This window comes from Burkholderia sp. D-99, assembly GCF_011605345.1.
GTDB lineage: Bacteria > Pseudomonadota > Gammaproteobacteria > Burkholderiales > Burkholderiaceae > Burkholderia.
The window spans coordinates 978,090-1,003,164 of sequence record NZ_JAAOXM010000001.1 but is presented as its reverse complement, the minus strand read 5'-3'; the positions used below and the strand labels follow the sequence as shown (position 1 = coordinate 1,003,164).

Annotated in this window: 19 protein-coding genes; 9 read left to right on the top strand and 10 right to left on the bottom strand. The window is 66.9% G+C overall.

Translation table 11 applies throughout. From position 1 onward, the window contains the following. Positions 1–254: 254 nt before the first annotated feature. Positions 255–4,778, bottom strand: coding sequence for a DEAD/DEAH box helicase (locus tag HAV18_RS04350; protein WP_166953168.1), 4,524 nt, complete (start codon positions 4,776–4,778; stop codon positions 255–257). Positions 4,779–4,979: 201 nt separating this feature from the next. Continuing rightward, a complete protein-coding gene (locus tag HAV18_RS04345) occupies positions 4,980–5,504 on the bottom strand; it encodes a metal-dependent hydrolase (protein ID WP_059861431.1) in 525 nt (174 codons plus the stop codon). A gap of 427 nt (positions 5,505–5,931) precedes the next feature. Between HAV18_RS04345 and ggt the strand changes: the two genes are divergently transcribed. Continuing rightward, positions 5,932–7,653 (top strand): gamma-glutamyltransferase, encoded by a 1,722-nt coding sequence (gene ggt, locus HAV18_RS04340; RefSeq protein ID WP_166953166.1) that lies wholly within the window; start codon positions 5,932–5,934, stop codon positions 7,651–7,653. A gap of 87 nt (positions 7,654–7,740) precedes the next feature. Here ggt and HAV18_RS04335 read toward each other — a convergent pair whose 3' ends face one another. After that, a complete protein-coding gene (locus HAV18_RS04335; RefSeq protein ID WP_166953163.1) occupies positions 7,741–8,664 on the bottom strand; it encodes an alpha/beta fold hydrolase in 924 nt (307 codons plus the stop codon). 351 nt (positions 8,665–9,015) lie between these two features. Between HAV18_RS04335 and HAV18_RS04330 the strand changes: the two genes are divergently transcribed. Next, positions 9,016–9,465: a helix-turn-helix domain-containing protein gene (locus tag HAV18_RS04330; protein ID WP_011355448.1), complete on the top strand. Its 450-nt coding sequence runs from the start codon at positions 9,016–9,018 to the stop codon at positions 9,463–9,465. 28 nt (positions 9,466–9,493) lie between these two features. On the opposite strand, the gene HAV18_RS04325 is transcribed toward HAV18_RS04330, so the two are convergent. From HAV18_RS04325 to HAV18_RS04295, 7 genes are all read right to left on the bottom strand, one after another. Then, positions 9,494–10,105: an ANTAR domain-containing response regulator gene (locus tag HAV18_RS04325; RefSeq protein WP_027791381.1), complete on the bottom strand. Its 612-nt coding sequence runs from the start codon at positions 10,103–10,105 to the stop codon at positions 9,494–9,496. Positions 10,106–10,111: 6 nt separating this feature from the next. After that, the gene (locus tag HAV18_RS04320) at positions 10,112–11,254 is read right to left on the bottom strand and encodes a transporter substrate-binding domain-containing protein (RefSeq protein WP_166953161.1); all 1,143 of its coding nucleotides are present in this window, start codon (positions 11,252–11,254) and stop codon (positions 10,112–10,114) included. A 32-nt stretch (positions 11,255–11,286) separates the two neighbouring features. Further along, positions 11,287–12,846: a nitric oxide reductase activation protein gene (locus HAV18_RS04315; RefSeq protein WP_166953159.1), complete on the bottom strand. Its 1,560-nt coding sequence runs from the start codon at positions 12,844–12,846 to the stop codon at positions 11,287–11,289. Beyond that, positions 12,843–13,682: a CbbQ/NirQ/NorQ/GpvN family protein gene (locus HAV18_RS04310; protein WP_166953157.1), complete on the bottom strand. Its 840-nt coding sequence runs from the start codon at positions 13,680–13,682 to the stop codon at positions 12,843–12,845. The genes HAV18_RS04315 and HAV18_RS04310 overlap by 4 nt, the downstream gene beginning before the upstream one ends. Beyond that, a complete protein-coding gene (locus tag HAV18_RS04305; protein WP_166953154.1) occupies positions 13,682–14,164 on the bottom strand; it encodes an AmiS/UreI family transporter in 483 nt (160 codons plus the stop codon). The genes HAV18_RS04310 and HAV18_RS04305 overlap by 1 nt, the downstream gene beginning before the upstream one ends. Before the next feature lie 68 nt (positions 14,165–14,232). Next, positions 14,233–15,270, bottom strand: a complete 1,038-nt coding sequence (locus HAV18_RS04300; protein WP_166953152.1) for an aliphatic amidase — start codon at positions 15,268–15,270, stop codon at positions 14,233–14,235. A gap of 482 nt (positions 15,271–15,752) precedes the next feature. Then, positions 15,753–17,168, bottom strand: a complete 1,416-nt coding sequence (locus HAV18_RS04295) for a TolC family protein (RefSeq protein ID WP_166953150.1) — start codon at positions 17,166–17,168, stop codon at positions 15,753–15,755. A gap of 281 nt (positions 17,169–17,449) precedes the next feature. Between HAV18_RS04295 and HAV18_RS04290 the strand changes: the two genes are divergently transcribed. The 7 genes from HAV18_RS04290 to ppk2 all read left to right on the top strand — a co-directional run bounded on the left by HAV18_RS04290 (position 17,450) and on the right by ppk2 (position 25,043). Beyond that, positions 17,450–17,623 carry a hypothetical protein gene (locus HAV18_RS04290; RefSeq protein ID WP_006495012.1) on the top strand — a complete coding sequence of 58 codons (174 nt, stop codon included), beginning with the start codon at positions 17,450–17,452 and terminating at the stop codon, positions 17,621–17,623. A gap of 225 nt (positions 17,624–17,848) precedes the next feature. Beyond that, on the top strand, positions 17,849–18,034 hold the full coding sequence (locus tag HAV18_RS04285) for a hypothetical protein (RefSeq protein WP_166953149.1): 186 nt from the start codon (positions 17,849–17,851) through the stop codon (positions 18,032–18,034). A gap of 144 nt (positions 18,035–18,178) precedes the next feature. Further along, positions 18,179–20,299: a peptidase domain-containing ABC transporter gene (locus tag HAV18_RS04280; RefSeq protein ID WP_166953147.1), complete on the top strand. Its 2,121-nt coding sequence runs from the start codon at positions 18,179–18,181 to the stop codon at positions 20,297–20,299. Next, entirely contained in the window at positions 20,296–21,300 is a 1,005-nt protein-coding gene (locus tag HAV18_RS04275; protein ID WP_347814728.1) for a hypothetical protein, read from the top strand. The genes HAV18_RS04280 and HAV18_RS04275 overlap by 4 nt, the downstream gene beginning before the upstream one ends. A 12-nt stretch (positions 21,301–21,312) precedes the next feature. Beyond that, positions 21,313–22,608 (top strand): HlyD family efflux transporter periplasmic adaptor subunit, encoded by a 1,296-nt coding sequence (locus HAV18_RS04270; RefSeq protein WP_166953143.1) that lies wholly within the window; start codon positions 21,313–21,315, stop codon positions 22,606–22,608. Positions 22,609–22,612: 4 nt separating this feature from the next. Further along, positions 22,613–24,004 (top strand): OmpW family protein, encoded by a 1,392-nt coding sequence (locus HAV18_RS04265; protein ID WP_166953141.1) that lies wholly within the window; start codon positions 22,613–22,615, stop codon positions 24,002–24,004. 88 nt (positions 24,005–24,092) lie between these two features. Next, entirely contained in the window at positions 24,093–25,043 is a 951-nt protein-coding gene (gene ppk2 / locus HAV18_RS04260; protein ID WP_166953139.1) for a polyphosphate kinase 2, read from the top strand. Positions 25,044–25,075 lie beyond the last annotated feature (32 nt).

Below are 25,075 nucleotides of genomic sequence, written 5' to 3'. Positions count from 1 at the left end.
GCATCGGTGTACGGTCGAGTCCGCGGCCCGGCGCGTGATGCGCACGGCGCAGTGGCCGGTTGCCCGGCCAGCGGTTCGGCCATGATTCGACGGCGTGTCGCCGCGAGCGCGCGAGTGTCGGCCCGCGCGCACATGCCGGGTCACTGACCTGGAGCGCGGGCGCCCGCGCGGAAAGTCGTTCGATGCTACCCGAAGGCACGTGGCAGCGCGGCCCGGCGATCAGTAGTCCGTGCGGTGCCGCGGGTCAGCCGATGTCAGTAGCGGCGTGCGAGCCGCAGGCGTGCATCCTCGCGCGCGGCGGGCGACAGTTCGGGTGCGTAGTGGAACGCCCCCGCAACCAGCGATGCGACGGGCACGCCGTCACGGAACAGCACGCGATTTCCAGCCAGCGCCGGCACCTTGTCGCCGGGCAGCAGCGTGCCGGCAAGATTCAGCGGATCGGCGCCCGTCACGCAAACGTACTGTCCGTCGCCCGGTTGTCGCCGCAGTTCGCGCAGGATCGGGATCGCTTCGGGCAGCGCGAACTGTTCGCCTGCGAGCCCGGCGACGAAGCGTCCGCCGCGAATCTCGCCGCGCGCTTCGAGGCGCTGCAGCACGCGCACGAGCTCGCGCCAGTTCGGCAGCCAGTCGGCTTCGCGTTCGAGCAGGCGCCAGAACACGACGCCATAGCGGCGCAGCAGCGTCCACGCGATGTGTTCGAGCGCGTCGGGGGAGGCCGAGGCCTGGCCGCGTTTCGGCGCCGGCGCATCGTCCGGCGGCGCGTGGCGTTGTACGAGCGCCCAGCGGCCCGCGTCGTCCATTCCGCCGATCAGCGCACCGCCGCGCCGCGTGCGCGGCGCATAGGTCGCGCTGCGCTTGACGACAGGCTTCAGCAGTGCGCGCAGGCCCGCGTAGCTGTCCGCATTCACGAGGCCGGCCGACACGAGTTCGCCGAGCGCCTGTTCGAGTTCGACGGGCAGCATGTGCAGGTCGTCGAGCAGCGCATCGAAGAACATCGCGCCGTGCGCGGCGAGGGCGTCACGCACCTGGGTGGCCCGCGCGGACAGCGCCGGTTGCGCGTCGGGATCGCGTAGCGCCTGCCAGGCGGAGAGGTGGCGGCGCGGCAGCAGCACGATCGGTGTCGTCTTCACGGGCGTGCCGGCCGCGCGCGCCGGCGCGCCGATGCGCGTCCACACGAGCTTGCCGGAGCGGCACAGCTCGTCGAGCCCGCCCGCCGTGTAGTCGGTGAGCCGCGCGGGCAGCAACGCGTCTTCCCATGCGCTCGCCGCGGCCTCATACCCTTCGAGCTGTTCGACCACGGCCGCGAGTGCATCGCGGCCCGTGCCGCGCGTGTCGGGTGTCAGGTGTTGCCAGTGGAACAGGAAGCGCATGAAGTCGGCGCGCTCCACCGGCTCGATCTCGCGGCGCAGCCGCTTCACCGTATAGCGATGAATGCGCGCAAGCAGATGGCGTTCGCACCATTCGTCCGTCGTCGTGCCCGGCGTGAACCGGCCGCGCATCACATAGCCTTCTCGCTCCAGCGCCGCGAGTGCCGTCGCGATCGACGCAGGCGGCAGGCCGAGCGGTGTCGCGATCGCATCGACTGCAAGCGGGCCGAAACCGGTGAGCCGCGCACGGATCACGTCGACGAGTGCGGCATCCGCTTCCCACGGCTGCGCGCAGGCAGCCGGCACCTTGAGCGCCGGCGCGATGCGCGCGTCGGGATGCAGCGCACGCAGGCACACGAGCCGTTCGACCGGCACCCACAGTGCGGCGCCGCCGGGCGTAACGAGCTTCGTCGCACGGCGGCGTTCGGCAAGTTCCGCAAGCCGGTCGGGCCAGCCTTCGTGCACGCGTGCTTCACTGTCGGCGATGCACGCGAGCGTGAGCAGCGCGTCGTGCATTTCGTCGGCGTCGCGCACGAGCGGCCATGCTTCGTCGCGCACCGCATCGATCGCGTCGGCGTCGAGCGCGCCGAGATCGTCGGCGGATTCAGGATCGCTCCAGCGACGCGACTGCACGGCCTGCGTGCGGCGCTCTTCCAGCGGTGCGTCGTCGAGGAACGCGTAGGGTTTTGCGTTCAGGATCTCGGCCGCGAGCGGCGACGGTGCGGGCAGGTCGCGCGCGACGAGCTCGATCGCGCCGCTTTCGATCCGCCGCAGCAGCGCCAGCCAGCCATCGGTGTCCATCGCATCGTGCAGGCAGTCGTCGAGCGTCTGGTCGACGAGCGGGTGATGCGGTATCTCGCGTTCGCCGACGATGTTCTCGAGGCACGCGACCTGATCGGGAAACACGGTCGCGAGCAGGTCCTCGCTCTTCATCCGCTGCAGTTGCGGCGCGGTGCGCTTGCCGCCGGTGAAGCGCGGCAGCGCGAGCGCGGTCGTCGCGTTCCAGCGCCAGCGCACGCCGAACATCGGCGCGTCGAGCAGTGCCTGGACCAGCACGTGCTCGGCGCTGGCCGAACGCAGGTAGCGCCACACTTCATCGAGCGCGAAGCTGTGCGCGAGCGACAGCGACAGGATGATCGCGTCGTCGGTCGCGGCCGCCTGCAGTTCGAAGTTGAAACTGCGGCAGAAGCGCTTGCGCAGCGCGAGCCCCCATGCGCGGTTGATGCGGCTGCCGAACGGCGAATGGATCACGAGCTGCGTGCCACCCGATTCGTCGAAGAAACGCTCCATCACGAGCGTATCCTGCGTCGGCAGCGCGCCGAGCGCGGCACGGGTGCGGGCGAGGTAGTCGGCGATCTGACGGGCGGCGTCGGGCGACAAGCGAAGATCGTCGACGAGCCAGCGCAATGCCGGCGCGAGGCGGCTTTCGGTGGTGGTGGCGGCAACGGTGTCGTGCCGCGAGTCGATCGAGGCATCGGGATCGCCTTTGATCCCGGCCTTTGATTTCGCTCTCGCGCCCGCTTTGGTGCCAGTCCAGGGCATGGATTTCCCACCAGTTCCGTCGCCGGTGTGTTCACGGTCTCCGCCATATGCCTGCCGGTCGCCGTCCGCGAACAGCCCGTCGAGCCGCGCGCGCAGCCGTCCGACCGCCGCCGACAGCTCGTCGCTGCGCCCTGGCGCCTCGCCGAACCAGAACGGAATGTTCGGCAACTGGCCCTGCGCGTCCTCGACACGCACGCGGCCCGTTTCCACGCGAATGATCCGGTACGACTGGTTGCCGAGCTGGAACACGTCGCCCGCGAGGCTCTCGATCGCGAAATCCTCGTTGACCGTGCCGACCTGGATGCCCTGCGGTTCGAGCAGCACCGCGTAGTCGGCCATGTCGGGGATCGTGCCGCCCGACGTGGTTGCGGTCATCATCGCGTTGCGGCGCCCGCGCACGGTGCCGCCGACCACGTCGCGATGCAGGTACGCGCCGCGCACGCCGCGGCGGCTCGTGAAGCCTTCGGCGAGCATCTTCATCACTTCGTCGAAGCGCTCGCGCGTCAGCCGCGCGTACGGCGCCGCGCGCGTGAAGCTCGCATACAGCGCATCCTCCTGCCATTCCGTGCACGCCACTTCGGCGACGATCTGCTGCGCGAGCACGTCGAGCGGCGCTTCGGGAATCCGCAACGCGTCGAGCTCGCCGCGTTGCACGCAATCGAGCAGCGCCGCGCATTCGACGAGTTCGTCGCGCGACAGCGGGAAGAGGCGCCCCTTGGGCACGCCGCCGACCTGGTGCCCGGAGCGGCCGACGCGCTGCAGGAACGGCGCGATCCCGCGCGGCGAGCCGACCTGGCAGACGAGATCGACGTCGCCGATATCGATGCCGAGTTCGAGCGATGCGGTGGCGACGAGCAGCTTCAGTTCGCCGCGCTTCAGGCGCTGTTCGGCGTCGAAGCGGTGCTCCTTCGCGAGACTGCCGTGATGCGCGGCGATCGCTTCCTTGCCGAGCCGGTCGGCGAGATGGCGCGCCATGCGCTCGGCAGTGCGCCGCGTGTTGACGAACACCAGCGTCGTGCGATGCGCGGCCGCGAGCCCGGCGATGCGGTCGTACACCTGCTCCCACACGTCGGTTGCCATCACGGGTTCGAGCGGCACGTTCGGCAGTTCGAGCGCAAGATCGCGCTCGCGTGTATGGCCCGTGTCGACGATCGTGCAGTCGCGCGGCGCGTCTGCCGGGCCGCCGACGAGGAAGCGCGCGACCGCGTCGATCGGCTTTTGCGTGGCCGACAGACCGATACGCGGAAGCGCATGGCCGGCCAGCGCGTCGAGACGTTCGAGCGACAGCGCGAGATGGCTGCCGCGCTTGGACGACGCGAGTGCATGGATTTCGTCGACGATGACCGAGCGCACGTTCGACAGCATCTGCCGCCCCGACGTGGACGACAGCAGCACGTACAGCGATTCGGGTGTCGTGACGAGGATGTGCGGCGCGCGCTTGCGCAGCGCGGCGCGCTCCGCCTGCGTCGTGTCGCCGGTGCGCACGGCGGTGCGGATCGCCGGCACCGGCAGGCCGAGTTGCGCGAGCGATTCGGCGATGCCGGCAAGCGGCGCGTCGAGGTTCACGTGGATGTCGTTCGACAGCGCCTTCAGCGGCGACACGTACACGACGAGCGTCGCGTCGGGCAGCGTGCCGTCGTGCGCCAGCGCATCGCGCACCAGATCGTCGAGCGCGGACAGGAACGCGGTGAGGGTCTTGCCGGAGCCGGTGGGCGCGGCGACCAGCGTCGAGCGGCCGGCCTTGATGTGCGGCCACGCGAGCGCCTGCGCGCCGGTGGGCGCGGCGAACGTGCGCCGGAACCACGCGGCGACGGCCGGGTGGAACACGTCGAGCGCACGGGAGGCTGGGCGGGTAGCGGTGACGTCCATCGGAGCGTTGAAATGGGGTGCAAGCGCGCGGCAGGAGCGCGTACGAATCGAATCGTCAGTGTGCCAGACGTCGCACGTGCGTGCCGGGCACGCGTGTCGACGATCCGGATTCAGATGGGGGCCTGCACCGCACTTTCAATGGACGGAAAGTTGCATGCGCGCCGGCATGCAGATCGCGCGCCGAATTGCATCAAATTGCAACTAAACGCGATGCAGCCAGCCGAGCCAGTGTTCGAGCAGCGGCGCACGCGAGCACAACGACTGCGCGAGCCACAGCGTGCCGCCCCATGCGGCGCCCACGACGATCAGGTCGCAATGCCCGCTGTTCCACAGGTTGAGCGAATGACGCCGCCAGATCCACGGTACGCCGAGCGGGTTCGGCCAGTCGGCGAGCAGGTGCATCACGCCGCCGCATGCGAAGCCGAACAGCGGCGCGGCCCACAGCGGATGCGGATGATGGATGAGCCCGTGCCAGCCGAGCGCGAGCAGGGCGATCCAGCCGATGCCCCAGTGCGTGATGGTGCGATGCGTGACCCACAGGCGGCGCTTGCGGCGCCACCATGCGACTTCGAGCCAGTCGGGCGCGGTGCCGCCGGCGACGCCTGCCGCGAATGCGGCGAACATGCCCGAATGCCACGGGCCCGTGGCGCCGGTTTGTGCGACGAGGGCGGCGGCGGCAACGCCGGCCGCGAAGCCGGACGCATGATGCGCGTTGTGTGATGCCATAGGAAGCGAGACGAAGAAACGTGAGGCGGCGCGTGAACGAAAAAATGATGCGGTGCGAAAGCGGGGCGCTATCTTCGCAGATCGGATCGTGCAGCGGGAGGGACGTTTGCAGATTTTTTTGCACGTGCCGCGTGGCCTGCCGCGCAGTTCGCAACTTTCGGTTTTTTTTGTGCGTTGCGTGATGACGTACACGGCGGACGTGCGCGATGAATGCGCACCGCGTGCCATTCCGGCCGATCCGCATGCATGTTCGGAAGCCGCGGCATGACCAGGCGCAGATAACGCATGCGCTTTCATTGCACGCCGCGTGTTCGACCCTTTTTGTCCCCCTATACTACGAAACCGGATATGGCCGTCGGTGCGCCGGCGGCCATGCGCGGGACAGGTGCTTTTCCTGCCTGAAGGAGATCCACATGGGGGACATGCAATGACTACGCTGAATCGCTTCAAATCATCCGCTGTCGTGCTTGCGACGGTGGCCGGCATCGGGTTCCTGCCGAACGCGCCCGCCTATGCGAAGGGGCCGCAGCCGGCAGTCCTGACGAGCTCGGCGGTCGCGGTGGCCGACAAGTACAGCGCGGATGCCGCGGAGCGGATCTTCAAGGAAGGCGGCAACGCGATCGACGCAGCCGTCGCGATCGCCTTCACGCTCGCCGTCACGTATCCGGAAGCCGGCAACATCGGCGGCGGCGGCTTCATGACGATCTACAAGGACGGCAAGCCGTACTTCATCGACTACCGTGAGCGCGCGCCGCTCGCCGCGACGAAGGACATGTATCTCGACAAGGACGGCAACGTCGTCAAGGGCATGAGCCTGTACGGCCCGCGCGCGGTCGGCGTGCCGGGCACGGTCGCGGGCATGTGGGAGGCGCAGAAGCGTTTCGGCAAGCTGAAGTGGAAGCAGGTGCTCGCGCCGGCGATCCACTATGCGCGCGACGGCTTCGTCGTCGACGAACAGCTCGCGCAGCGCGGCGTCGACGCATCGAAGGAGTTCGGCGGCAAGACCAACTTCGACAAGTATTTCTCCGGGCTGAAGGCGGGCGTGAACTTCAAGCAGGCCGATCTCGCCGATGTGCTCACGCGCATCGCGAACGACGGCGCGGAAGGATTCTACAAGGGCAAGACGGCCGAGCTGATCGCCGCGTCGATGAAGACGGGTGACGGCAACGGGCTGATCACCACCGAGGATCTCGCGCAGTACCGCGCGGTGTGGCGCCAGCCGGTGCAGGCGAAGTGGAACGGCTATGACGTGATCACGGCGCCGCCCCCGAGCTCGGGTGGCATCGGCCTCGTGCAGCTGCTGAAGATGAAGGCCGATCTCAAGCAGGACTTCGAGGGCGTGAAGCTCAACTCGCCGCAGTACATCCACCTCGTCGCGGAAATCGAGAAGCGCGTGTTCGCCGATCGTGCGCAGTATCTCGGCGATCCCGATTTCTACAAGGTGCCGATCGCGCAGCTGACCGACGATGCCTACATCGCGAAGCGCGCGGCCGAAGTCAACCCGAAGGAGCCGTCGGACACGAAGAGCGTGCAGCCGGGCCTCGGCACGACGATGCCGGAGAAGGCTGAAACGACGCACTTCTCGGTGGTCGACAAGTGGGGCAACGCGGTGTCGAACACCTACACGATCAATGGCTATTTCGGCTCGGGCGTGATCGCCGACGGCACGGGCATCGTGCTGAACGACGAGATGGACGACTTCTCCGCGAAGCCGGGTGTGGCGAACATGTTCGGCGTGGTCGGCAGCGACGCGAACGCGATCGAACCGAAGAAGCGCCCGCTGTCGTCGATGTCGCCGACGATCATGACCCGCGACGGCAAGGTGTCGCTCGTGATCGGCACGCCGGGCGGCTCGCGCATCTTCACGTCGATCTTCCAGGTGATCAACAACATCTACGACTTCAAGATGCCGTTGAAGGACGCCGTCGGCGCGATGCGCTTCCATCACCAGCTGCTGCCGCCGAACACGATCTTCTGGGAGCCTTACCACCCGATCGAAGGCGAACTCGCGAAGCAGATCGAAGCACGCGGCTACACGCTGAAGGGGCAGGATTTCAGCGGCGACATCCAGGTGATCAAGATCGACGGCAAGACGCCGGAGGCGATGGCCGACCCGCGCGGGCGTGGCGTGACGCGGATCATCCACTGACGTGAAGCGGGGCGTGCGCGGTTGCGGAGGCGGCCGCGCACGCCGTGTTGCGCAGCCGGGCGTCGTGCAGCCCGCTGCGCAACGCACTCAGCCGGTGGTCCGGATGAATCCGGCGATGCGTGCCGCGATGGCGTCGGGCGCATCCTCGAAACAGTAATGCCCGACGCCCGCCAGCCGCTCGACGGGCGCGGACGGAAACAGTGCCGTGAAGAGCGGCAGGAAGTGTTCGGCGCCGAGCGTTCGATCGGCGTCTCCCCAGATCGCGAGCGCGGGCTTTTCGCGTATCGCGCGCAGCGCCGCCGCATCGGGTTCCTCGAACCGGTGCGCGCCGGCGGCAAACCCGCGGGCCCATCCAATTGCGCCGACGCAGTCCTCCGGTTGCGCGAACGGCGTACCGTATGCGGCGATCCAGGTGTCGTTGATGATCGCGTGATTTTCGAATCCGTTCAGCTTCAGCGTGCTCAGGATGTTGAAGCCGAGCTGACCGAGCACCGTCTCGAGCGTATCGTCCGCGGCTGCGCGCATGATCCACTGGAACCACGGTGCATCGCGGCCGTTCGCGGTCAGTCGCTCGACAAGATCGGGCTGGCCGAACGGCGTCGGCCCGTTCGCGGACACGATGCGCCGGATGCGATCCGGGTGCCGCGCGGCAAGCCCCATGCCGACCGGGCCGCCGAAGTCGTGCATCACGAGCGTGAGGCGATCGAGGTCGAGCGCCAGCACGAAACGTTCCAGGTTGTCGATATGGTCCTGCAGCCAGTAGCTGCGGCCCTGCGGCGTCGCGCTTTTGCCAAAGCCCATGTGATCGGGGACGACGACGCGGTGCGTCCGACTCAGCACCGCAACCAGATGGCGGAACAGATAGCCCCACGTGGGTTCGCCATGCAGGCACAGGACGGTTTCGCCGTCGTGCGGGCCTTCGTCCACGTAATGCATCCGGAAGCCGGACGCGTCGTCGAAATGCGGGGCGAAAGGAAAGGTGCCGTTGAACGTGGCATCGGACCGGATCATCGAGCGCTCCTTCTGTAGTGGAATAGTTTGGTTTCAAGTTGAAACCGATTCGAGCGTAGGCTATCGAGTTTCAAGTTGCAACCAAAATGATGACCAGGCCAATCGCCGAACGACTGGACCATTGGTGGGAAATGACGCACCAGACCGGGACAATGTCGGAATCTATCGGCTGGACGTATGAGTCGAAGTGCCAATGAGGCCCGAATCGACCATGCCGTTCGTCGGTTGCGAACAGTCGGGGCCCGTGCGATTGATCTTTCGTGTAGATAGTTTTATATTGCAACCATTCATTTCAACGTAAACGACCGCCGTTCCATCCGCATTCCGGGAACGGCATCGCCTCATGCACCGATGAACAGACGAACCACGCACGAGGATTCCCCCTGCGGCGTTGCCCGCCCGCTGGACGCGATCGGCGACTGGTGGTCGCTGCTGATCGTCCGCGACGCGTTCGACGGGTTGCGCCGCTTCGGCGAATTCCAGAAGAACCTCGGGCTGGCCAAGAACATCCTGGCCGCGCGTCTGCGCAACCTGGTCGCGCACGGGATCATGGACATCGTGCCGGCCGCGGACGGCGGCGCGCATCACGAATACGTGCTGACCGAGAAAGGGCGCGGCCTGTTTCCGCTGCTCGTCGCATTGCGGCAGTGGGGCGAGGATTTCTTCTTCGAACCGGACGAGGCACACGTGCTGCTCGTCGACCGGAAGGCCGGGTTGCCGGTCAGGAAGCTCGAGCTGCGTTCGCAGGACGGGCGCGTGCTCGGGCCGGAGGACACGGTCGTGTTGCCGCCGCCGGACTGACGCGCGGCGATTGGCGATCGCGTTCGCGTTACCGCTTCAGCAGCGCATGCGCGTGCACGATCTGCTCGGCGAGCTGGTTGATCGAGATGCGCCGTTCCATTGCCTGCGAGCGGATCTGCTGGTACGCCTCTTCCTCACTGATCGCGTTGTGCTGCATCAGCAGCGTCTTCGCTTCCTGCAGCGTGCGCGCGGACATCACGCGCTGCTCCAGTTGCGCGATGCGGCGCCGGTATTCGTCGTGCCGGCGGCTCTGGTGACACGCGAGCGCCATCGCGCTCAACAGGCCGAACGAACGCACCGGCGTCGTCACCGCGCTCTGCGCGTCGATGCGCAGCATCAGTTCGAGGATCGTCGGGCTTTCGTAGGTCGTGACGGCGATGAGCGGCGGCCGCGCGTCGTCCTCGAGCCACGGGATCGACAGGTGCAGCAGGTCGGGCCGGACCGCGAGAATCACGAGGTCGACGCTCTCCGGCAACGCGGCGGGCGGCGGCCAGCGCTGCTCGCTCGGGCAACCGATGCGCGAGAGCTGCTCGACGAGCAGCAGGCCGTTGTCGTCATCCGGGTAGTACACCATCACGCGAAGCGAGCGCAGTTCGGCGAGCAGGCGCGGCGTCGAGCGGATCGGGGTGCGGGCGCGCATCGTCGGTTACGCCTTCTGTTCGTCGGGCGCGTGCACGCGGTCGCCGAGCGAATGCGTGACGAGGTACGGATCGGGATGCACGCGCCGCGTCGCTTCGCGCACGATCGTGAAATTGCCGTCGGCCGTCGCGCAGCCGATGCGCGGGTAGAGGCACGTGTGCTGCGTGAGCCGGTCGATCTTCACACGCCCTTGCGGCGCATCGAATTCCGCGTCGGCGAGATGCTCGACGAGCCGGTCGCGCTGGTCGGTGCCGGCGCGCGCGAGCGCATTGGCGAACAGGTGAACCTGGAAATACGCGGCTTCCCACGGCGCGGATGCGCTCGCGTCGTCGCCGAAGCGCGCCTTGAGCTGCGCGATGCAGCGCCGGTTCACGTCCGAATCGATGGTCTGGAAATAGGGCGACGACGTGTAGTGGCCGGCCGCGGCCGCGCCCATCTGGCCGAGTTCGATCTCGGACGTCGTCAGGCTCGCGATCGGCATCTTGCGTGCGTCGAGGCCGGCTTGCGCATACGCTCGGTAGAACGCGGCCGTGCTGTCGCCGACGAGCGTGCTGAACACGAAGTCGGGCGCCTTCGCGCGGATGTCCTCGACCACCGCCGCGAAATCCTGCTCGGACGCGACGAGCGGCATGTACACCTCGCCGAGGATCTGGCCTTCCGGATGCTGCGTGACGAGGTCGATCATGATGCGGTTCGACTCGTACGGGTAGATGTAGTCGGACCCGATCAGGTACACGCGCGCGCCGAACTGCGCGGTCATGAACGCGGCGAGCTGCACGCTGTTCTGGTTGGGCGCCGCACCCGTGTAGATCACGTTCGGCGAGAACTCGAAGCCTTCGTAGAGCGTCGGGTAGAACAGCAGCTTGTCCCACTTCTCGACGATCGGAATCAGCGCCTTGCGGCTGCTCGACATGTACGCGCCGAACAGCACGTTCACGCGTTCGGTGGCGATCAGCTCTTCGGCGAGCCGCGCGTAGACGGCCGGGTCGGAACAGGCATCGCGCACGACGGGCACGATCTCGCAGCCGTTGGCGCCGCCCGCTTCGTTGATCTCGGCGATCGCCTGCAGCGTGCCGCGCAACTGGCTCTGGCCAAGGTGCGACGTGCATCCGCTCTGCGAGAACAATACGCCAACCTTCACACTGTTCATTCGATCGTTCCTGTCTCTTCCGGGGAGGGCCGTCACGCGCTCAGGCGCCCGGCCGCGTGCGCGACGACGGCGGGCAATGCGTCGCCGTTCGCCGCGTGGACGCAGCGCGGGCCGACGCCAAGTATTGTAGACAACCCGGGCGGTGCGCCGAACGACAAACCGGCGATCGCGACGCCGCGCTGCCGGCCCTGGCGTGCCGCGTGACGTGCATCCTCGACGAGGTAGCGGGGGTCGAACACGTCGATGTCGGCGGCTTCGCCATCGCCGATCATCAGCACGGCGGCCCGCGCGCTCGCGGCTTCGCGGCGCAGCAACGCCAGCGCATGCCGCAGTGCCGCGCCCGTGCGGGTGCTCATCCCGCTGTCGGCCGCCAGCAGCGCCGCACGACGCCGGGCGTCGAACGCTTCGCCGAAATCCTTGAAGCGCGCGTAGTACACGCGATGCCGGCCGTCCGACGTGTAGCCGTGCACGGCCCAGCGCCGCCGCTGCCGGTCGAACAGGTCGCCGAGCACGAACGCCGCGCGCTTCTCGAGCGTGGCGACCTGCGCGGCCGTCGACGCCGACAAGTCGAGCAGGATCAGCACGGGCCCGCGCGCGTCGTGCGGCACGCGGCGACGGAACACGCGCGGATCGGGCGCATGCCCGGCGCGGTGTGAGATCCGTGCGGCGATCGCCGCATCGACGTCGAGTGCATCGCCGTCGAGCTGGCGGCCGACGCGTCGCAGCATCTCCGGCGCGCGGGCGGCCGGCATCCGCTTCGCCGTGCGGCGGTCGGCTTCGATCAGCGCAGCAAGCGAACGAGGCGGCACGGACGTGGCTGGCGCACGTTCGACGATCGTCGTCCAGTCGCGTCGTTCGCGTTGCGTGTGGCAATTCCACTCGGGATAGCGCGGTGCATCGGGCGCGGGCGGCGGTTCGTCGTCGGGTTCGTCGCTGTGACCGCCGGTCGAGGCCGACATCTCGACGCCGTCGGAGCCCGCCTGTTCGGCCGCCGCGGAGGCCGGCTGCGCCCACAGCCACGCGTTGTCGTCGCGATAGGGCAGCCATGCGCCGTCGTCGGGTTCGAAGCGCACGCGCATCTGGCCGAGATCGTTCGCGAGCCGCGATGCAATCGTGCGAAACGCACGGTAATCGTCGAGCGTGTCGCGACGTTCGTTGAACAGCTGTACGCCCTTGTCCACCCACGGGTTGCCGTCGCGATACGACGGATCGAACAACGCTTTTGCCAGCCGCGCGCACAGACGGCCGAACGTGAGCCCTTCACGGTCGATCGGCGCGAACGCGGGCGCCCAGAAGGTCGCGAGCCCCGGCCATGCGCGCGCGAGCAGCGCCTCGACACGCGCATCCTCGATCAGGCCGGCGATGGCGAGGCCGATCGGCGTCAGTGTGTCGACCGGTTCGCCCGACGGCGAATGCAGCCAGTGAGCAAGCGCGTGCGCGGCCGCCGCGATGCGCGCATCGGGCGGCAACGCACCGGGCACGCGCAGCGCGGCATGACCGAGCGTCGCGCGCAGCGCCGCATCGTCGAGCCGCACGTCGGTCTCGTGCGCGGTCATCCCGTGCAGGAAGCGGGCGAGTTGCAGCGCGCTCATGTCGCGAAGTACGCGGCGGCCATCGTCTGCAACGCGGCACGCGTATCGGCGTCGTCGGTTGCCGCGTCGCTGATCGCGATCCGGCACGCATCGAGCGGAGCGAGCCCCGCGACGATCAGCCGGGCCGCATGCACGAGCAGGCGCGTCGACGCGCCTTCGTCGAGACCGTTGCCCGCCTGCGCCAGCGCGCGCGTGCGCTGCGCGAGGTCGACGAGCCGGCGCGCGGTTTCGCGGTCGGCACCGCTTTCGCGCACGACGACGTCGGCCTCGTGCGCGGCATCCGGATAGCCGAAGTCGATCGCGACGAAACGTTGCCGCGTCGACGGCTTCAGCCGCCGATGCTCGCCGTGATAGCCGGGGTTGTACGAGATCACCAGATGGAAATCCGGATGCGCATGCACGACCTCGCCGAGCCGGTCGAGCGGCAGCACGCGCCGCGAGTCGGTTAGCGGGTGGATCACGACCGTCGCGTCGGGGCGCGCCTCGACGATCTCGTCGAGATAGCAGATTGCCCCGTGTCGCGCCGCGAGCGTGAGCGGCCCGTCGGCCCAGTAGGTGCCGTCGGCGTCGAGCAGGTGGCGGCCCGTCAGGTCGGCCGCCGCCGTGTCGTCGTTGCACGCGACCTGGATCAGCGGCAGGCCCATGCGCCACGCCATGTATTCGACGAAGCGTGTCTTGCCGCAACCGGTCGGCCCTTTCAGCAGCACCGGCAGGTGATGGCGGCAGGCCGCCTCGAACCAGTCGGCCTCGGCGCCGGCCGGCTGGTAGAACGGGGCTTCGGCGATGCGGTGCCCGGCGAGCGGATCGGTGGCAAGCGGCGTGTCGCGTGCGCTCATTACCACCTCCCCGTCATCATCAGCATGCCGGGCAGCCAGCAGGTGCCGACGCCGATCGCGATCGTGTAGCCGGGCAGGAAGCGCACAGTCCGCTTCAGCCCTAGCGCGACGAAGAACAGGAACCACAGGCTCGACCACAGCAGCCACATCGCACCGAAGCGCACGTCGTGCGACGTGCCTGCATAAACGAGCGCGCTGATTGCGACGAACAGGCAGTACCAGCCGAGGCCCGCGCCTTGCAGCCCGCGCCACTGGACGGCGGCGAGATACAGGTACGTGAACGCGAACAGCAGCCCGCCCGCGCTCGAGAAAAACTGCGGTGGCGCCGACGCCTGCACGAGGCCGGCGAGGTTGATCAGCAGCGCGAGCAGCCCGACGAGCAGGTTCAGGCCGGCCGCGTCGCGCGGTTCGATGCGGCCGGTGAGCGCGACGCCGTTGACGACCAGCACCGCGCCAATGAAGAAGAGAGCGACACCGAGCATGATGAAGGCTCCAGAGTGGGACGGAGCCGTTCGCGCACGCGGCGCGAACGGCAGGGCAGGGCGTGGGTTCAGCGGTGCGCGGGCGCTTCGGACGGAATGCCTTCGATCGGGCATTCGGGCGTGCCGGGCGTCGCGCGCGTGAGCTTCTCGACGGCCTGGCGCGTGCCGTCCGGGTCGTTCACCCAGTTCGCATAGAACTCGAACGGGCATTGCGCGACGCCGTTCGGCGATTCGCCGGAACCGATCTTGCCCGTGTAGCCGCGGTGCAGCAGCTTGTACAGGTGGTTCTGCGACTGCATGTTGCGGCGCGCGTCGCGGATCAGGCTCACCGACAGCTCCGCATATTGCACGCCGTTTTCTTCCTCGCCGCATTCGCCGAGCGTGCGGCCGTCGAAGCCGACGATCGCCGAGTGGCCGAAATACGAATACACGCCGTCGAACCCGGACGCATTCGCGACCGCGACATAGCAGTTGTTCATGAACGCCATCGCCTTCGACACGAGCACCTGCTGGTCCTTCGCCGGGTACATGTAGCCCTGGCAGCGCACGACGAGTTCGGCGCCGCGCATCGCGCAGTCGCGCCAGATCTCCGGGTAGTTGCCGTCATCGCAGATGATCAGGCTGATCTTGAGCCCCTTCGGCCCTTCGGCGACATACGTGCAGTCGCCCGGATACCAGCCTTCGACCGGTACCCACGGCATGATCTTGCGGTACTTCTGCACGATCTCGCCTTTGTTGTTGATCAGCACGAGCGTGTTGTACGGCGCCTTGTTCGGGTGTTCCTCGTGGCGCTCGCCGGTCAGCGAGAACACGCCCCACACGTTCGCCTTGCGGCACGCGGCCGCGAAGATGTCGGTTTCCTCGCCGGGAATCGTCGATGCCGTGTCGTACATCTCCTTCGCGTCGTACATGATCCCGTGTGTCGAATACTCGGGAAACACGATGAGGTCCATGCCGGGCAGGCCGCGCTTGATGCCGACCACGCGCTCCGCGATTTCGCGGGCGTTCGCGATCACGTCGGCGCGCGTATGCAGGCGCGGCATCTTGTACTGGACGACGGCGACGCCGACGGCGTCGTTGCTGCTGGAAATATCGCCATGACGCATGGTGTGCTCCTGGTTCGGGTGAAGACGTGCGTTTTCGAAAGACAAAAAAAAGCCCTTGCCTCGACGAGCGAGGCAAGGGCTTCTTTGCCGGTCCGTTCATCCGACAACGCTGTCGGATAACGGGAATGCGGATGGGTGGCCCGGTGCGGGGCCGGCGAAGCGCGGGCTAGCGGGCGCGCGCTGCGCACGATCGTGGGACGTCTTTGTCCGCCGGATCGATGGGATGCACTCTAGGCAAAGTTTTTTTTGGACGCAACATCGCGTATACCCCTGCACGCCGTGAGGGCGTGGCGCGCATCCGGGATGGTGTCTTGCGTCGGGTGATCGAGCGGGGTCGGACGCAAGATTGCGCGAACGACGGGACGTTATCGCTCCGCGCCGGCTGCGATGGATCGGCAGATCGATCGGCGGGCGCATCGGCATTGTCCATCAAGGTTGCGTGTACAACCATTTGCGCGATGGCGATGCACGTCGAACCGCGCTTAACCGCGGCCGCTCGCCGCATTGCTTTCGAGGAAACTGTCCACCGCGATCAGCGACTGCTCGTCGAGCGTGCCCAGCACGCTTTTCAGCTTCAACTGCAGCTTCAGCGCATCGAGATAGCTGTCGAACAGTTTCTGCCGGATGCCCGAGATGTCGCGTCGCAGGTTCAGCGTTTCGTACGTCGTGCTGTAGCCGACCTGATGCGCCTTCATCGACGAATCGTACGCGAGACGTGCGGCCTGCAGCGACTGCTGCAGCGCGCGAATGCGCTTGCCGACCGATTCGAGCGCCGACAGCGCCTCGCGATGATCGGTGCCCAGTTGCTCCTCGACCTCGCGCAGCCGGTTGCGGTACTGCTCGGTCACGTGTTCGGCTTCCACCTGCCGGTAGTACACGCTGCCGCCGGAGAAGATCGGGATCGTCACCTGCACGCCGACTGCGCTTTGATGGAAGTCCGAACGATCGGTGAGCCCGCGCAGGTTCGGGTTGAGCCCGCGAGAATACGACGCGAACAGGTCGACGGTCGGCAGGTGCTCGGCGCTGACGCGCTTCGCGGCGAGCCGCGCGACCTGGACGTCGCGATACGCCTGCTGGTACGCGGGGTTGTCCTGCGGCGCGTATTCGCCCGACGGAATGCGCGGCGACGAACCGCGCATCGCGAGCCGCGGCCAGCGCGAGAAATCGATCGTCGAACCGAGCAGCGTCTCGTAGCGCGCGCGGCGCGCGTCCACGTCGGTTTGCGCGAGGGCTTCGTCGGATTCCGCGAGACTGCGGCGCGCCTCGATTTCGGCGGTATCGCCGATCGTCTTCATCCCGAGCTGTGCCATGCGTCGCGTATCGCTTTCGAGCCGGGTGAGCGCGTTCACTTCGTCGTCGGCCGACTGCAGTTTCTCGCGCGCGCTCAGCAGGTCGAAGCACGCGTTCGCGACGCGCAGGATCAGGTCCTGCCTTGCCACCTCGAGCTTCTGTTTCGCCGATTCCTCATACTCGGTGGCGCGCCGCATGTCGTACAGGTAGGGCACGTTGAACAGCGCCTGCGTGACCTGCGCGGAACCGTATGCGGCATTGCTCGATCCGCTGACGTCGATGCCGAACAGGTTTGCGTGCGTACCGTAGCGTCCCCATTCGAGTTGCGCGGCGGCCTGCGGCAACATCTGCGCACGTGCTTCGGGGAATTTCTGGCGGGCCGCATCGTATTCGCTGCGCGCCTGGAGATAGCGCGGATCGTGCACGGACGCGTATTGGTAGGCCGTGTCGAGGCAGAACGCATGCGCGTTTGCCGATACGCCAGTCACTGTTACAGCGAACAATGTTAGGGTTGCAAGTCGGGGATTCCACCTAGTCGAAAAACTTGATAGGGAATTACCCGCACTCTGCGTCGCCGATCCGCGATTCGCGCGCCTCGTTTCAAACATGGCCGTCTCCGTCTCCTGCCCGTGCCGCAACGCATTGCGGCGGGATTTAAACGTATTGAAATTGAAATTCAAACAGCTTGAATGCATGCCACCCGTGGCGCATCGGAAAGCGCGCCTGTAAGAGTGTGTCCTCCATTGAATTCCGATGCGCTCGCATGATAGCCTGATTTCGGCTCGTAATCGCAGTGATTATTAGATTAACAAGTCGCTAGGGATTAAAAGCCGTTTGTCTTTCAATGAAGGTTCTTTGCATCATCTTTATTTTTTACGAGGAGAGAATGATGAAGGTCATGACGACGGAACAGGTCAGGAATGTGCATGGCGGCGGTGCGATCAGCTCGCTGGGTAGCCTCGCCGTTGACGCCGCGCCGGTGGTGACCGCGCTCGGCCAGTTCCTGCCGAGCCTCGGTAATTACCTGCAGAACCCGAAGACGTTCAATAACACCGGCAAGTAACCGCCGTGCGCGGGGAGGCGCCCCCCGCGCGAAATGCTGCGAAACAGAAGGAAAAGAATCGATCGCCGCAGTGGAAATAAAGCGAATCCGGAATGCATTGTTTTCGGTTCGGGCGATTATCAGGAGGCAGGAGTGCCGGATTATCCCCGTAATAAAGTGAACAGCCATTGTGATTTCAATTGGCTGACGGTGGCGGGTATTCCGACAATATAAAGGCCACAACAAATGCGAGACATCACGGAAGAACAGGCCCGCCAGATTCGCGGCGGCGCGTCGCTTTACTCCAATTCGGCCGCCTATACGGTCGATCTCGTCAATCAGTCGATCGGGACCACGATCCAGGGCCTGATGACCCAGTACCAGACCCACGCCGTCGAACAGTTCCGGATGTCGCTCGGCTCGTCGCGCTGAGCGACTCGCCAAGCGGCCCGTAACACCGATCTTTTGTCGCAGCCGGCTGCGTGCCGGCTGCGCCCATGCGTATCGCGCACGACCCGCCACGGCTTGCAACGGAAGGCCCGGGGCGGCGCGTCGTCGCGCCCCGGGTGCCCGACCATGCTCTTCAATACGCGTAAAGTCCGTCCGGTCCTGCAGGACGAGGTGACGGAGTGCGGCCTGGCCTGCCTCGCGATGATCGCGTCGTGGCACGGGCGCGAAACGACGTTGCGCACGCTGCGCAACCGCTATCCGGTCCGGATCGATTCCGGGCTGTCGTTCTTCGACCTGATGGAGATCTCGAACGATCTCGGCCTGCGCGCACGCGCGCTGCAGTTCGACGCGGGCGAGCTCGACGCGCTCAAGACGCCGTGCATCCTGCACTGGGGGATGAACCACTATGTCGTGCTGACGAAGGTCGGCTACGGCAGCGTGCACATCGTCGATCCCGCGCTCGGCGAAACGAAGCTGCCGCTCGCGCAGGCGCTCACGCACATCACGGGCTATGCGCTCGAACTGAACCCGGACATCGGCTTCACGCGGGCGGGGCAGGCCGACCGGATCCGGCTGCGTGATTACCTCGAAGGTCTGACCGGCATCCGCAAGAGCCTCGCGATCGGCATCGCGGGCGGCGTCGCCGCGCAGCTCCTGCTGCTGCTCGGCCCGTCGTACGTGCAACTGACGATCGACGAGGCGCTGAAGAAGACCGACGTCGACATCCTGTACCTGCTGACGATCCTGTTCGCGATCGTGTTCCTGTTCGACACGCTCTACGCGAACCTCGTCGGCAACATCAAGAGCTACCTGCGCAACATCGTGTCGCAGCAGTTGTCGGCGAACATGGTCGGGCATCTCGCGCGGCTGCCGATCGGCTATTTCCTGTTCCACAACACGGGTGATTCGATTTCGCGCGTGTCGTCGGTGTCGGAGGTAGGGCGGTTTCTCGTCGACGGTCTCGTGGGCGGGCTGCTCAATATCGTCACCTGCACGCTGACGCTCGTGCTGATGCTGTACTACAGCCCCGTGCTGGCCGGCATCAGCCTGGCCGGGATGGTGCTGTTCGCGCTGAGCCGGCTCGCAATCCAGCCGCAACTGCAGGACGCGATGTCGCAGATCCTCACGCGCGGCGCCGAAGCCGATGCGCTGCTGATCGAGAACATCCGCTCCGCGCACTCGATCAAGCTGCTGTCGGCCGAGACGGCGCGCAGCAGCCTGTGGGTCAACGCGTTCACGCAGAAGCTGCAGGCGATGCGCCAGCAGGAGCGGCTGCAGTTGCTGTTCGATGCGATCTCGAAGGGGATCGTGCATGTCGAGCAACTGGTGATCGTCACGTACGGCGCGTGGCTCGTGATGCACGGCCAGAGCACGATCGGCGTGATCTACGCGTTCATCCAGTACAAGAACCTGTTCGCCGACAAGTTCATCGATTCGATCCAGCTCTACGTGCGCCGCAAGGTGCTGCAGGTGCACATGGACCGCGTCGCCGACGTGCTGCAGACCGAGACCGAGGAGCCCGCGCCGGACGCGGTCGTGCGGCCGGTCGACGGGTTCGACGGCGAGCTTTCGATCCGCGCGCTGTCGTACACGCCGAAGGGCGGCAACCGCCCGATCCTGCGCGACATCGCGCTCGACGTGCCGGCCGGCAGCAAGATCGCGATCGTCGGCCGCACCGGCAGCGGCAAGACGACGCTGCTGAACCTGATCTGCGGGCTCGTGCGGCCGGGCCCCGGCACGCTGTTCGTCGGTGGCGTCGATCTCGCGGAAGTGAACCTGCGGCAGTACCGCAAGCATCTCGCGGCCGTCACGCAGTCCGATCAGCTGTTTCGCGGGACGATCCGCGACAACATCACGAACTTCGCGCCCGCGCCGCGGATCGGCGCGATGTTCGACGCGGCGAAGCTCGCGTGCATCCACGACGAGATCGAGCGGCTCGACCATCGCTACGACACGCCGCTCGGCGATACGCAGAAATTCCTGTCAGCCGGGCAGATGCAGCGGCTCCTGATCGCGCGGGCGCTGTATTGCGAGCCGCGCCTGCTGATCCTCGACGAATTCTCGTCGAACCTCGATCAGGCGACGACGCACGAGATCTGCCGCAACGTGCTGACGCTGCCGTGCACGATCGTGCTCGTCACGCACGACGCGTCGATCCTGTCGATGGTCGACCGGATCTACGAGATGCAGGACGGCGTATTGACCGATGCGACCGACGCATGGCGCCTGGCCGAGGAGACGCGGTGATGCTCGGACGACTCTTTCTGCTCAATCCGTTTTCCTATGCGTTCCTGGTGCGGCGCGCGGTGCGCGCCGTCGCGCTGCGCACGTCGCCCGCACGCGGGCTGCGGCTGATGCGCTGGTGCTCGGGCGCATGCCTGCGCTGCTTTCCGTGCATTCGCGAGTCGATCGAGCGTGCGGTCGCGTACATGCTGAGCGCACACCTGAACGACGATCCGCGACGCGTGCGGGAAGTGTCGGCGGCGATCGTGCGCGAACTGTTCGAAGCGGAGTTCGCGGGGCTCAAGCTGCGTACTCACAGCCTCGAATCGATGAAGTCGATGATCGACGGGATGGCGTGCGAAGGCGACGCGCAGCTGCAAGCGGCGCTCGCGCGCGGCGGCCCGCTGATGCTCGCGGGGTTGCATTTCGGCAACCTGATGCTGTTCGTCACGAAGCTGCGCTTCATGATTCCCGACGACCGCAAGCTGATGGTGATACTGCACCGGGATGCACCCGGCGCGTTCTTCGACGATGCGCTGCGGCTCGTCGCCGAATACGGCGCCGGCGAAGTCGAGTTCATCGACATCGAGGAGCGTGTGCACCTGCGGCGTCTGATCACGAGCCTGCGGCGCGAGGCGCCCGTGTTCCTGCTGTTCTCCGACCTGCACGGCAAGTTCGGCAAGACCAACCGCTGCCGGCTCGGCGGCCGCTGGGTGCGGATGGCCGGCGGCGGCGTGAAGCTCGCGGTCGAGCAGGGGATTCCGCTGCTCGTCGCGTACGCGACGGGCGTGCCGTTCCGCGATCGCTGCGCGGTGCATTTCACCGAACTCCCGGCCAGCCCGCTCGCGCCGATGCTCGGCGCGGACGACGACGCGTCGCCCGTGCGTGCGACGCACCAGCGCATCGTCGACCGTCTCGAACAGGCGCTCGTGCGCCAGCCCGAGCAGTGGCATTTCTGGGAACACTTCACGCCTTACCTGATGCCGGCGCCGCTGATCGATGCGGCCGCGCGGCGTCGCTCCTGACGAGCCCGCCCCATGCCGACCTGGAACTCCGCTCTTCGAGAACAGAAGCCTTCGCGCAAGCTCGCGCGCGGCACGACCTTCGGCACCGTGATCCACGGCGTCGTCGACGTGCCGGTGTCGATGCGGTTCTTCTGCTACCTGTCGCTCGCGATGTTCGCGATGTTCGTGATTGCGCTCGTCGAACTGAGCTACGCGAACACCGAGAGCGTGTCGGGGATGCTGACGCCGCGCTCGGGGCTGATCGGCGTCAGCGCGCCGCCGGGCTGGGCCGTGCGCGACATCTACGTCGGCAAGGACCAGCAGGTGAAGGCGGGCCAGCGGCTGCTGGCGGTGACGCGCGACACGAGCTTCGTGAGCCAGGGGAACAACGTGCAGGGGATGCGCGCGGCACTCGACCGGCAGCGCGTCGAGGTGACGCAGCAGATCGACGCGGCGCGGCTCGAATACAAGTCGTCGGTGCAGCAGACCAACCAGCAGATCGCCGCGCAGGGCGAAAGCCGCGGGCTGATCGACCGGCAGATCCAGGACCAGAAGCGCATCGTCGACGAGTACGGCGAACGGCGCGCGCGCGTGAAGCAGCTGCTCGACGAACAGGTCGTGACGCTCGAGCAGTACAACCAGGTCAACACGCAGTACCTGCAGGCCGGGCAGGCGTACCAGGACCTGCTGCTGCGCCGTGCGGAGCTCGCGAAGAATGCGATGAAGCTGCGCGGCGACCTCGACACGATGCAGAGCAAATACGACGGCGCGAACGCGGAACTGAAGATCAAGCAGGAGGAGCTGAACGCGAAGGAATACAACATCGACGAGAACGTGAACCAGGTGCTGTACGCGCCGGCCGACGGGCAGATCGTGCGGCTCGACGTCGTGCAGGGCGGCGTGATCGACCCGCCGGGCACGCGCGTCGTCGAGATCCTGCCCGCCAAGGCCGACGGGCTGATCGCCGAGGTCTACATTCCGTCGTCGAAGGCCGGCTTCGTGAAGAAGGGGCAGGAAGTGAAGGTGGCGTACGGAAGCTACCCGGTCGAGAAGTTCGGCACGTATCGCGGCAAGGTGCTGTCGATCTCGCCGGTCGCGTTTTCCGCGAAGGAGCTGAACCTGCCGGGCGATGCCGCCACGCCGCAGACCTACTTCAAGACCTGGGTCGAGCTGGCCGACCGCACGCCGGCATTCGAAGGGCGGCCGCTGTCGCTGCGGGCCGGGATGATGCTGAAGGCCGACATCGTGCTGGAGCGGCGCAGCCTGCTCGAATGGCTGTTCGAGCCGCTGTACCGGATCCGTCAACGCCTGTTCGGCGTGCCGGCCTGAGCCGATGGCGAGCCGGGACAAGTACCGCCGCCGTGCGCGGCCGGGCGTCGTGCGTCCGCTGTCGCGCTGGCTCGGCGCGACGCTGTTCGCGTGCGCGGCCGCCGCGCACGGCGCGCCGCAGCCGGATGGCGACGCCGAGCCGCGCTGGCAGGCCGGCGCCGACGGGATCGGCTTCTGGCCGGGCGGCGACGCGGACGGGTTCGATGCGAGCGCGTGGGCGACCGATGCGGGGCCGGCGCGCCGCGGGCGCGGCGATGCGGTCGATGGGCCGCAACCCGACGCCATCCCGTTTTCGGCGCGCAAGATCACGCTCGGTCAGCGCACTGGTGGGGCGGGGCGCGCATGCGCGGGAGCGTCCGACGACAGCGTGGACGGCATCGGCTTCGACGATAACGGCGCAGCCGGCGGCTGCGAGCCGGCCACGTCACGCGATGCAACGGCGGATGACGCACCGGCCGGCGGCGTCGTCCGCGCCGACCGGATGCCGTACGAACTGCATCCCATTGACCCGTCGCGGCTGCCCGATCTGCCGGCCGCCCAGGCGCCGCCGTTGCTGACACAGCTGATGGGCGACGATCGCAACATGGTCGGTCTCGGCTGGCACTTCATCGCGACGACCGGCCGATCGACGCCCGTGACGACGCACACGGACGCACTCGGGCTGAACAGCTTCCAGAACCAGGGCTCGAGCCTGTCGCTCAGCAATACGAACACGCTAGCGTTCACCTTTACCCACTTTTTCTCGGAGAATTGGGCGGCCGAACTTGGCGGCGGCATTCCGCCGGTGCTGACGCTGCGCGGGCACGGCAGCATCGCGCTGCCGCTCGACCGGATTTTTTCCGGCGTCCAGGGGCGCTTTCCGCTGATCGACCTCGCGAACACGCAAAGCAACCCGCTCGCGACCACGCGCGCATGGCTCGGGTCCGTCGTGTTCAAGTATTACCTCGGCGAGCGCGACGATCGTTTTCGCCCGTTCGCGGGCATCGGCATCAGCTATACGCGCTTCACGAACACGAACCTGAATCCCGTGTTCCAGCGCAAGCTCGCGTCGCTCGGCGGGTTGCTCGCGGCGGGCTCGGACATCGGCAGCCTGCAGTCGCTGCTGCTCGACCCGTCGCTGTTCCAGCGCATCTGGGATGCGGGCGGCGACCTGCTGCTGTCGGGCAAGACCAACGTGTCGGCAAAGGTGAAGAGCGTGTGGGAGCCGGTGTTCACCGTCGGCGCGAGCTACCAGATCACGCGCCAGTTCTGGATCACCGGCATGGTGACCTATATCCCGTTACGTACGAAGATTACGCTGGATATCGACCAGCCGAACCGGCAGCTCGCGTCGAACACGTTCGACATTTCCGCGAACCCCGTGCTGGCCAGCGTGCTGCTCGCGTTCCGCTTCTGACCGGCGCCGGCCCCTTTTTTCATGAATTTGACGCGCGACACTGGGATAATGTTGGAGTTTGGCTGCGTCAATGATGGAAGGAGGCCCCATGGGCGACAACGATACCCGTACCGAGACCGACGACCGCACCGATAGCGAATCGATGGAGGCGCGCCAGCGCCGCTTCGAGGAAGACCTGGTCGACGCCTACGACGAAGAGCTCGAGATGGAGCTCGACGATCGCCGCTTCGACGACAACGACGACCTGCTGTTTTCGCAGGAGCGTCGCGAAGCGCGCAAGCAGTATTTCCGCGAGCTGTTCCGGCTGCAGGGCGAACTCGTGAAGCTGCAGGACTGGGTCGTGAGCACGGGCCACCGGCTCGTCGTCATTTTCGAGGGGCGCGACGCGGCCGGCAAGGGCGGCGCGATCAAGCGCATCACGCAGCGGCTGAACCCGCGCGTATGCCGCGTGGCGGCGCTGCCGGCGCCGAATAACCGCGAACGCACGCAATGGTATTTCCAGCGCTATGTCGCGCATCTGCCGGCCGGTGGCGAGATCGTGCTGTTCGACCGAAGCTGGTACAACCGCGCGGGCGTCGAGCGCGTGATGAACTTCTGTACCGAGGATGAATACGAGGAGTTTTTCCGTTCGGTGCCCGAGTTCGAGAAAATGCTGGTGCGCAGCGGGATCCAGATCGTCAAGTACTGGTTCTCGATCACCGATCACGAACAGGAAGTGCGATTCCAGAGCCGGATCGAGGATCCGCTCAAGCAATGGAAGCTGAGCCCGATGGATCTCGAGAGCCGCCGCCGCTGGGAAGCCTATACGGCCGCAAAGGAAGAGATGCTGCTGCGCACGCACATTCCGGAAGCGCCGTGGTGGGTCGTGCAGGCGGTCGACAAGAAGCGCGCGCGGCTGAACTGCATTCACCACCTGCTGCAGCAGGTGCCGTATCACGATGTGCCGCACGCACCGATCGACCTGCCGCCGCGCGAGCATCACGAGGACTACATCCGCCGGCAGGTGCCGGACAACATGATCGTGCCGGATACTTACTGAGCGGTCGCGGCGGGTTCGATGTAGTGAAGGGG

Coding starts and splice junctions, on each gene's coding strand:
- HAV18_RS04350 (WP_166953168.1), bottom strand. CDS start 4,778: ATGGACGTCACCGCTACCCGCCCAGCCTCCCGTGCGCTCGACGTGTTC.
- HAV18_RS04345 (WP_059861431.1), bottom strand. CDS start 5,504: ATGGCATCACACAACGCGCATCATGCGTCCGGCTTCGCGGCCGGCGTT.
- ggt (WP_166953166.1), top strand. CDS start 5,932: ATGACTACGCTGAATCGCTTCAAATCATCCGCTGTCGTGCTTGCGACG.
- HAV18_RS04335 (WP_166953163.1), bottom strand. CDS start 8,664: ATGATCCGGTCCGATGCCACGTTCAACGGCACCTTTCCTTTCGCCCCG.
- HAV18_RS04330 (WP_011355448.1), top strand. CDS start 9,016: ATGAACAGACGAACCACGCACGAGGATTCCCCCTGCGGCGTTGCCCGC.
- HAV18_RS04325 (WP_027791381.1), bottom strand. CDS start 10,105: ATGCGCGCCCGCACCCCGATCCGCTCGACGCCGCGCCTGCTCGCCGAA.
- HAV18_RS04320 (WP_166953161.1), bottom strand. CDS start 11,254: ATGAACAGTGTGAAGGTTGGCGTATTGTTCTCGCAGAGCGGATGCACG.
- HAV18_RS04315 (WP_166953159.1), bottom strand. CDS start 12,846: ATGAGCGCGCTGCAACTCGCCCGCTTCCTGCACGGGATGACCGCGCAC.
- HAV18_RS04310 (WP_166953157.1), bottom strand. CDS start 13,682: ATGAGCGCACGCGACACGCCGCTTGCCACCGATCCGCTCGCCGGGCAC.
- HAV18_RS04305 (WP_166953154.1), bottom strand. CDS start 14,164: ATGCTCGGTGTCGCTCTCTTCTTCATTGGCGCGGTGCTGGTCGTCAAC.
- HAV18_RS04300 (WP_166953152.1), bottom strand. CDS start 15,270: ATGCGTCATGGCGATATTTCCAGCAGCAACGACGCCGTCGGCGTCGCC.
- HAV18_RS04295 (WP_166953150.1), bottom strand. CDS start 17,168: ATGTTTGAAACGAGGCGCGCGAATCGCGGATCGGCGACGCAGAGTGCG.
- HAV18_RS04290 (WP_006495012.1), top strand. CDS start 17,450: ATGAAGGTCATGACGACGGAACAGGTCAGGAATGTGCATGGCGGCGGT.
- HAV18_RS04285 (WP_166953149.1), top strand. CDS start 17,849: ATGCGAGACATCACGGAAGAACAGGCCCGCCAGATTCGCGGCGGCGCG.
- HAV18_RS04280 (WP_166953147.1), top strand. CDS start 18,179: ATGCTCTTCAATACGCGTAAAGTCCGTCCGGTCCTGCAGGACGAGGTG.
- HAV18_RS04270 (WP_166953143.1), top strand. CDS start 21,313: ATGCCGACCTGGAACTCCGCTCTTCGAGAACAGAAGCCTTCGCGCAAG.
- HAV18_RS04265 (WP_166953141.1), top strand. CDS start 22,613: ATGGCGAGCCGGGACAAGTACCGCCGCCGTGCGCGGCCGGGCGTCGTG.
- ppk2 (WP_166953139.1), top strand. CDS start 24,093: ATGGGCGACAACGATACCCGTACCGAGACCGACGACCGCACCGATAGC.